Below are 8,857 nucleotides of genomic sequence, written 5' to 3'. Positions count from 1 at the left end.
GCCCCGACCGGCTCGTTTTCTCCCTCGCCCCACCGCACCCCCCCCCCCCCCCGGGGGGCGCCGGGCGCCGGCGGGGCGGGGGGGGGGGCCGCGGGGCGGGCGGCCGGCGCGTGACCCCCGCCCCCCGGGGCCTGGGCGGCAGCCGGCGCCTGGACGGCCGCCGGGGCCTTCGCCGCGGCCGGCGCCTGAGCCACCGGGGCCTGGGCCTCCGGGGCCTGGGCGACAGCCGCGGGCGCGCCGGCCGTGGGCGCCTTGGCGCCGTCCGTCCCGTAGGACTGACGGAACACCAGCTTGGACGCCAGGGAGTCCCTGCCGCCGAAGTTCGAGCCCTGGGCGGTGGTGCCGCCGTTGCCCTCCGCGGCCAGACGGAGGAGCCCGTCGACCCATTCACCCTGGGCCGCCGCCGGTGCGCCGGCTGTGTGGTGGTCGATGGAGGGCGTGGCGTAGGCCGCGGAGCCGGCACCCCACACGAGGGCGGCCGACGTCAGTCCGGACAGGGCCAGGGTGGTGATTCGAGTACGCATGACACTCCAGGATGATCCGCAAAACGGATCTTCTGAATACGCCTCTTCGTCACGCCGCCACGGCTCGCACCGCTGCAGAGTAACCTCATTGGCCCAACGGATTAACGTGCGTGGGGTACACCGCCCACACCGCCCGCACGGCCCACCCGGATTGACAAACCGTCAGAGCACCTGGAGGTTCTTCCGCAGCTCGAAGGGCGTCACCTCGGAGCGGTACTCCTCCCATTCCTTGTGCTTGTTGCGCAGGAAGAAGTCGAAGACGTGCTCGCCGAGGGTCTCGGCGACCAGCTCGCTGCGCTGCATCAGATCGATGGCCTCACCGAGGTTCTGCGGCATCGGCTGGATGCCGAGGGCGCGGCGCTCGGAGTCGGTCAGCGCCCACACGTCGTCGTCGGCGCCGGGCGGGAGCTCGTAGCCCTCCTCGATGCCCTTGAGGCCGGCCGCGAGCGTCACGGCGTAGGCGAGGTACGGGTTGCAGCCGGTGTCCAGGGAACGGATCTCGATCCGGGTGGAGCCCTGCTTGCCCGGCTTGTACATCGGCACCCGGATCAGCGCCGAACGGTTGTTGTGACCCCAGCAGATGTAGGACGGCGCCTCGCCGCCGGCGCCCGCGGTGCGCTGGGAGCCTCCCCAGATCCGCTTGTACGAGTTCACCCACTGGTTGGTGACGGCGGCGGTCTCGGCGGCGTGCTTCAGCAGGCCGGCGATGAAGGACCTGCCGACCTTGGAGAGCTGGTACTCGGCGCCGGACTCGTGGAAGGCGTTGCGGTCGCCCTCGAACAGCGAGACGTGGGTGTGCATGCCGCTGCCGGGGTGCTCGGAGAACGGCTTGGGCATGAAGCTCGCGTACACGCCCTGCTCCAGCGCTACCTCCTTCATGACCAGGCGGAAGGTCATGATGTTGTCGGCGGTGGACAGCGCGTCGGCGTAGCGCAGGTCGATCTCCTGCTGGCCCGGGGCGCCCTCGTGGTGCGAGAACTCGACCGAGATGCCCATCGATTCCAGCATGGTGATCGCCTGCCGGCGGAAGTCGTGGCCCACCCCGCGCGGGGTGTGGTCGAAGTAGCCGGACTGGTCGGCGGGGATCGGCGGGGTGCCGTCGCCGGGGAGGTTCTTCAGCAGGAAGAACTCGATCTCCGGATGGGTGTAGAAGGTGAAGCCCTGCTCCGAGGCCTTCTCCAGGGTGCGCTTGAGCACGAACCGGGGGTCGGCGAAGGAGGGCGAGCCGTCCGGCATCAGGATGTCGCAGAACATCCGGGCGGTGCCCGGGGTCTCCGAGCGCCACGGCAGGATCTGGAAGGTCGTCGGGTCCGGTTTGGCGATCATGTCGGACTCGTACACCCGGGCGAAGCCCTCGATCGCGGAGCCGTCGAAGCCGATGCCCTCCTCGAATGCCTGTTCCAGTTCGGCGGGCGCGACCGCTACCGACTTGAGGAACCCGAGCACGTCGGTGAACCACAGTCGGACGAACCGGATGTCACGCTCTTCGAGCGTCCGAAGCACGAACTGCTGCTGCTTGCCCATGGGGACAGTCTCACCTCTGCTCTTTACGCTCGTGTTACGCGCCGGAGGTCGGGGAAAGACCTCGTAAAGCGTCGCCCCCATCATGGCCGATCTCCACCCGGCCCGGCAGTGCGGACCCCCCTTCGGCCGCTTCCGCCCAGGACATCGCGTCAGTTAGACGATTAAACTCGGAGCATGCCCACTCTCCGTCTCGCCCTGTGCCAGATCGATCCCTGGGTGGGCGACCTCGCCCGCAACGGCGACGAGGTGGTGCGCCGGACCAGGCAGGCCGTGCGGGCCGGCGCGCAGCTGGTCGCGTTCCCCGAGATGGCCCTCACCGGGTACCCGGTGGAGGACCTCGCACTGCGCCGCTCCTTCGTCGAGGCCTCCCGCGGCGCGCTGGTCGAGCTGGCCGGCCGGCTGGCCGCGGACGGGTCGGGCGAGGTCCCGGTGGTGGTCGGCTACCTGGGGCGCTCCGAGCGCGCCTCGCCGCGCTTCAACCGCCCGGCCGGCTCCCCGCAGAACTGCGCCGCCGTGCTGCACCGGGGCCGGGTGGTGACCCGCTTCGCCAAGCACCACCTGCCCAACTACGGCGTGTTCGACGAGTTCCGCTGGTTCGTCCCGGGCGACCAGCTGCCGGTGCTGCGGGTGCGCGGGGTGGACGTCGCGCTGGCCATCTGCGAGGACATCTGGCAGGACGGCGGCCGGGTCACCGCCGCCCGCGAGGCCGGCGCCGGGCTGCTGCTGGTCGTCAACGGCTCCCCGTACGAGCGGAACAAGGACGACCTGCGGCTGGAGCTGGTGCGGCGCCGGGCGGCCGAGGCGGGATGCGCCCTGGCGTACGTCAACATGGTCGGCGGCCAGGACGAGCTGGTCTTCGACGGCGATTCGATCGTGGTCGGCGCGGACGGGCGGGTCCTCGCCCGTTCCCCGCAGTTCGAGGAGCACCTGCTGGTGCTGGACCTCGACCTGCCGGCCGCGACCGGCGACCGCACCGACGGCCTGCTGCTGAGCGACGGGCTGCACCTGGTCCGCACCGGAGCGGACGGCGGGACCGGGGCCGGGCCCGGTCCCGCGCCCGTCGGCCGGCTGACCGCCGAGGTGGCGCCGCGGCTGTCGGACGAGGCGGAGATCTGGGCCGCGCTGGTCTCCGGCACCCGGGCGTACGTGACCAAGAACGGCTTCGAGTCCGTGCTGATCGGCCTCTCCGGCGGCATCGACTCGGCCCTGGTGGCGGCGATCGCGGTGGACGCGGTCGGCGCGCGGAACGTGCACTGCGTCTCGATGCCCAGCCGCTACTCCTCGCAGCACTCCCGGGACGACGCGGCCGAGCTGGCCCGGCGCACCGGGCTGCACTTCCGGACCGTCTCCATCGCCCCGATGTTCGACGCCTACCTGGGCGCGACCGAGCTGACCGGCCTGGCCGAGGAGAACCTCCAGTCCCGGCTGCGCGGCACCCTGCTGATGGCGATCTCCAACCAGGAGGGGCACCTCGTGCTCGCGCCCGGCAACAAGAGCGAGCTGGCGGTCGGCTACTCGACCCTGTACGGCGACTCGGTGGGCGCCTACGGGCCGATCAAGGACGTCTACAAGTCACTGGTCTTCCGGCTCGCCCGCTGGCGCAACGAGGAGGCCGAGCGGCGCGGCGAGGTGCCGCCGGTCCCGGAGCACACCATCACCAAGCCGCCGTCCGCCGAACTGCGGCCGGACCAGGTGGACACCGACTCGCTGCCCGACTACGACCTGCTGGACACCGTGCTGACCCGGTACGTCGAGGACGACGAGGGCCGGGACGCGATCGTGGCGGCCGGCTTCGACCCGGCCGTGGTGGACCGGGTGGTCCGGCTGGTCGACGCCGCCGAGTACAAGCGGCGCCAGTACCCGCCGGGCCCGAAGATCTCGGCCAAGAACTTCGGCCGGGACCGCCGCCTGCCGATCACCAACCGCTGGCGGCGGGGCTAGCGCGGCCGGTACGCGCGGGCAGGGCCTGGCTAGTACCTGTACGTGGCGGCCACCGCGAGGTGGTCGCTGCCGTCCCGGGGCAGGGTGCGGGAGTCGAGCGGTTCCAGCCCGCCCTTGCTCATGATCTGGTCGATCCGGGCCATCGGGAGGGCGGCCGGCCAGCTGAAGCCGAAGCCGTCCCCGGCCGCGCCCTGGGCCGAGCGCATCTGCGAGGTGACCGGCGCGAGGCTGCGGTCGTTCATGGTGCCGTTGAGGTCGCCGAGCAGCAGGGCCTTCTTCAGCGGCTCGGCCTGGATCGCGTCGCCGAGCGCCTGCGCGCTGATGTCCCGCTGGTTGACGGTGAAGCCCCCCTCGGCCTTCAGCCGTACCGAGGGCAGGTGGGCCACGTACACCGCGAGCGGGCCCTGCGGGGTGGTGACCTCGGCCCGGAAGGCCCTGGTCCAGCCGATCTTCAGGTCCACCGGGGAGACGTCCCCGATCGGGTACTTCGACCAGAGCCCGACGGTGCCCGCCACGGTGTGGTGCGGGTAGGCACCGGCCAGCCCGGTCTCGTACGAGCGGACCTGGGTGCCGGCCAGTTCCTGCAGCGCGACGATCTGGGCGCCCGAGTCCACCAGGGTGCGGACGGTGCCGGGCACGTCGGTGTTGGCGGCGGCCACGTTGTGGCTGACCACCGTCCAGTCGCCGGGGCCGCCCCGCTTGTCGCTCAGCAGGCCGCCGAACAGGTTGGTCCAGAGCACGGCGGGCAGCAGCAGGGCGAGCAGCGCGGTGGCGGAACGGCGCAGCAGCGCGAGCACCAGCAGCGCCGGGACGGCCAGGCCCAGCCAGGGCAGGAAGGTCTCCAGCAGGCTGCCGAGGTTGCCGACGCTGTTGGGCAGCCGGGCGTGGAAGGCGAGCAGCGCGGCGGTGAGCACGGCCAGCAGGGCGATCAGCAGGCCGCGCCGCCAGGTGCTGCTGCCGCGGGCGTCCCGGCCCCAGTGGCGCAGACCGAGGAAGCCGCCGCGCCGCGCCGCGGGGGCCGAGCCGGTGCCGCCTCCGGGGGCCGCGATCCGCTCGGTCCTGTCCGCCTGCGCCATGCCCTGGCTCCCGTCACTCGTGCCGTCGCCGATCCGGTGCCCGGCCCGCGCGGTGCGGGCACGTACCGGACCGGTGCCGGTGTGGTCGGATTCCGGCTCAGCCTATGCCGGGACAGACGTCGGGCTCCCTGAGCGGGTTCCGGCGCGGCCCGGTTTGGTGAGCGAGGCCACGTCAAGCGGCGTTGATCAGCGCGGCGCGAGGCCGTCGAGCAGCGAGTCGACCATGGTGCGGGCCAGCTCCGGGTCCTCCAGGTCGGAGTCGTCCCAGAGGATGGTGCGGTAGAGGATCGGGCCCATCAGCAGGTCGCCGAGCAGGTCCACGTCGAGGTCGTCGCGGAGCACGCCCTCCGCCACGGCCCGCCGCACCAGGTCCAGCGCGGCCTGGCGGCGCGGCTTGATCACCCGTTCGCGGTACGCGTTGTGGAGCTCGGGCAGGGTGTGCAGCTGGCCCAGGGCGGCTTTGAGCACCCAGCGGGTGCGCTTGGCCAGGCCGCGCCGGCGCATGTGGTCGATCATCACGATCAGGTCGGCCCGCGCGCCCTGGCCGGTCGGTTCCGGCATCGGGGCTTCCAGCTTGCCCACCACGTCGACCAGCAGGGCCTCCTTGTTGGGCCAGCGCCGGTAGATGGTGGCCTTGCCGACGCCCGCGGCCGCGGCGATGCCCTCGATGGTGAGCTCGGACATCGCGGTGCCGGCCGACACCAGGTCCTCCACGGCGGCGAAGATGGCCTGCTCGGCGGCCTCGCTGCGCGGCCGGCCGCGGCGCACCGCGGCGTAGGGCTGCCCGGCGTCGGCGGTCGGGGTGTCCGTGTTCATCCCCGCTGTTCTCCCTCGCTGTCCCTGGGCGCAGGGCGCCGTCCCGTCTCACTGGGCGGGCCGTGGCCCTGCCACCCGGGGCGCACCCGGGTGGCAGGGCCATTGTCGCTCAGTCGCACCGTGCCGCCGAGCCGTCGTCCGGCCCGGCCGCAGGTCAGGCGTCCGCGGCCGCGGACTCCCGGTCCTGGCCGTGCTGCCCGGCGACCGGGCCGGCCGGGCCCGCGGGGGCGGCCGGGCGGCGCGGCAGCAGGAACCAGGCGACGACGGCACCGATCAACGAGACGCCCACCGAGAGCACGGACACCACGTGCATGGCGTGGACGAAGGAGTCGTTCGCCGGGGCTATCAGCGCCTCGCCCCCGGGGATGCGGGCGGCGATGGCGAGGGTGGCCTCCAGCGACTCGCCGGCCTTGTCGCGCAGGCCCTCGGGCACCCGGGTCAGGGCGTCGGACATGCCGTCGCGGTAGACGGTGGAGAGCACCGCGCCGAGCACGGCGATCCCGAGCGAGCCGCCGACCTGGCGGAACGTGTTGTTGACGGCCGAGCCGGCGCCGGCCTTCTCGCGGGGCAGCGAGGCCATGATCGCGACGGTGACCGGCGGCATGACGTGCGCCATGCCGGTGCCCATCACCAGGCCGATCACGACCAGCACCCAGATCGGCGTGGTGGTGGTCAGCACGACGTAGCCGACGAAGCCGAGCGCGACCAGCAGCATGCCGGCGGCGGCGGTGGCGGCGACGCCGAAGCGGTCGACCACCAGCCGCGCCCGCGGGGCGAACACCAGCTGGGCGGCGGCCAGCGGCAGCATCAGCACGCCGGCCTGGAGGGCGCTGTAGCCGCGCACGCTCTGGACGTAGAAGACACCGAAGAAGGAGACGCCCATCAGCGCGAAGAACACGACGCCGACGACCACCACGGAGGCGCTGAACACCCGGTTGCGGAACCAGGCGACGTCCAGGGCGGGGAACGCGGTGCGGCGTTCGAACAGGACGAAGGCGACCAGCGCGAGCACCCCGACCAGGGTCGGCGCCCAGGCCTCGACGGCGGTGAAGTCGGCCAGCTCGCCGCCCTTGATGATGCCGTAGATCAGCGCGACCAGGCCGACGATCGACAGCAGCACGCCGACCGGGTCCATCCGGCCCGGGTTGGGGTCCTTGGACTCGGGGACCAGGATCACCATCGCGATCACCGCGACGATCACGATCGGGACGTTGACCAGGAAGACCGAGCCCCACCAGAAGTGCTCGATCAGCAGGCCGCCGGTGATCGGGCCGACGGCGATGGCCAGGCCGACCGCGCCGGCCCAGATCCCGATCGCCTTGGGCTGCTCGGAGCGCTCGAAGACGTTCATGATGATCGCCAGCGTGGCGGGCATCACGAGCGCGCCGCCGACGCCCATCAGGGCGCGGTAGCCGATGAGTTCACCGGGCGAGGCGGCCAGCGCGGACAGCAGCGAGGCGGCGCCGAAGACCACCATGCCGGCCAGCAGCGCGCGCTTGCGGCCGAACCGGTCGCCGAGCAGGCCGGAGGTGAACAACAGCCCGGCGAAGACCAGGGTGTAGGAGTTGATCGCCCATTCCAGGTCGCTCTGGGTGGCCCCGAGGCCGACCGGAGCGGGGGTCGCGATGGTCTTCATCGCGACGTTGAGGATCGAGTTGTCGAGCACGACGACGAGTAGGGCGAGCAGCAGGGTGCCGAGGATCGCCCAGCGTCGGCGGTGGATGGCTTCCGGCACGCGAGGTGGCGCGGCTGCGGTGGTCATTGGTGTTCCCGTCCGTTGGCATGGCACTGGCGGGCAATTCCGAGCCGAGCGCGTCTCGTAACCCCCCGAACCACCCTAGTCGCCGATTCGATACGAGACGAATCCGTTTCGCAAAGAAGGGCAAAGCCCGATGCCTCCGCGCGCACCCCGGCGCCGCACGGCCCGCACGCCCGATGTGTCGTGGATCGCACCGGGACGACCGCACCCCTCTTTGCGCCGGAGCCGGGGCGTGCAAGCATGGAGGTGATCCGGGGACGCCGTACGGCGCCACGAGACGACAACCCTTCAGGAGTCCGTTCGATGAACGCTTCTACGCCTTCGCCTGCCCAGAACCAGGCGTCGACCACCAGCCTCTACGGCGGGGTCACCAACCGCCGCGTCACCGTGCGCGACCTCGCCGCCGCCAAGCAGCGCGGCGAGAAGTGGTCGATGCTCACCGCCTACGACGCCCTCACGGCGGGCGTGTTCGACGAGGCCGGCATCCCGGTGCTGCTGGTCGGCGACTCGGCGGGCAACTGCCACCTCGGCTACGAGACCACCGTGCCGGTGACCATGGATCAGATGGTGATGCTCTCCGCCGCCGTCGTCCGCGGCACCAAGCGCGCCATGATCGTCGCCGACCTGCCGTTCGGCTCGTACCAGGAGTCCCCCGCGCAGGCCATGCACAACGCCGCCCGGCTGATGAAGGAGGCCGGGGTCGGCGCCGTCAAGCTGGAGGGCGGGGAGCGCAGCGCCCGCTCGATCGAGCTGCTGGTCGAGGCCGGCGTCCCGGTGATGGCCCACATCGGCCTCACCCCGCAGTCCGTGCACGCCCTCGGCGGCTACCCCGTCCAGGGCCGCGGCGACGAGGCGGCGCACCAGCTCCTGCGCGACGCCAAGGCCGTCCAGCAGTCGGGCGCCTTCGCGGTCGTCCTGGAGGCCGTCCCGGCCGAGCTGGCCGCCCAGGTCACCGAGCAGCTGGCGATCCCGACCGTCGGCATCGGCGGCGGGCCGGACACCGACGCCCAGGTGCTGGTCTGGACCGACATGGCCGGCATGACGGCCGGCCGGGTGCCCAAGTTCGTCAAGCAGTACGCCGACCTGCGGACCGTCCTCGGCGACGCCGCCCGGGCCTACGCGGAGGACGTGCGCACCGGCGCCTTCCCGGCGGCCGAGCACAGCTTCCGCTGACACCGGCCCCGCCTCGGCGGCCCCGCTCCCCCGCCCGGGGAGCG

The 8,857-nt window shown here is 72.5% G+C and carries 6 protein-coding genes and 1 pseudogene; 2 read left to right on the top strand and 5 right to left on the bottom strand.

The annotated features are described in order from the left end of the window. Positions 1-524 (bottom strand): annotated as a pseudogene (locus ACFRAR_RS37225) (hypothetical protein); the annotation flags it as partial. A 162-nt stretch (positions 525-686) separates the two neighbouring features. Further along, positions 687-2,048, bottom strand: a complete 1,362-nt coding sequence (gene glnA / locus ACFRAR_RS37220) for a type I glutamate--ammonia ligase (RefSeq protein ID WP_380704613.1) — start codon at positions 2,046-2,048, stop codon at positions 687-689. 174 nt (positions 2,049-2,222) lie between these two features. Between glnA and ACFRAR_RS37215 the strand changes: the two genes are divergently transcribed. After that, positions 2,223-3,989: an NAD+ synthase gene (locus ACFRAR_RS37215; protein ID WP_380704611.1), complete on the top strand. Its 1,767-nt coding sequence runs from the start codon at positions 2,223-2,225 to the stop codon at positions 3,987-3,989. A gap of 29 nt (positions 3,990-4,018) precedes the next feature. On the opposite strand, the gene ACFRAR_RS37210 is transcribed toward ACFRAR_RS37215, so the two are convergent. The 3 genes from ACFRAR_RS37210 to ACFRAR_RS37200 form a co-directional block, all read right to left on the bottom strand. After that, entirely contained in the window at positions 4,019-5,065 is a 1,047-nt protein-coding gene (locus tag ACFRAR_RS37210; RefSeq protein WP_380704609.1) for an endonuclease/exonuclease/phosphatase family protein, read from the bottom strand. A gap of 186 nt (positions 5,066-5,251) precedes the next feature. Then, positions 5,252-5,881: a TetR/AcrR family transcriptional regulator gene (locus ACFRAR_RS37205; protein WP_380704607.1), complete on the bottom strand. Its 630-nt coding sequence runs from the start codon at positions 5,879-5,881 to the stop codon at positions 5,252-5,254. Positions 5,882-6,035: 154 nt separating this feature from the next. Beyond that, positions 6,036-7,643 carry an MFS transporter gene (locus tag ACFRAR_RS37200; protein ID WP_380704605.1) on the bottom strand — a complete coding sequence of 536 codons (1,608 nt, stop codon included), beginning with the start codon at positions 7,641-7,643 and terminating at the stop codon, positions 6,036-6,038. A gap of 300 nt (positions 7,644-7,943) precedes the next feature. Between ACFRAR_RS37200 and panB the strand changes: the two genes are divergently transcribed. Further along, positions 7,944-8,813, top strand: coding sequence for a 3-methyl-2-oxobutanoate hydroxymethyltransferase (gene panB / locus ACFRAR_RS37195; protein ID WP_380704603.1), 870 nt, complete (start codon positions 7,944-7,946; stop codon positions 8,811-8,813). The last annotated feature ends 44 nt before the right edge of the window (positions 8,814-8,857 follow it).

It is taken from the genome of Kitasatospora sp. NPDC056651, assembly GCF_042792155.1.
GTDB lineage: Bacteria > Actinomycetota > Actinomycetes > Streptomycetales > Streptomycetaceae > Kitasatospora.
Note: the sequence above shows the minus strand (reverse complement) of the source record. Positions and strands in the feature narration are given on the sequence as shown.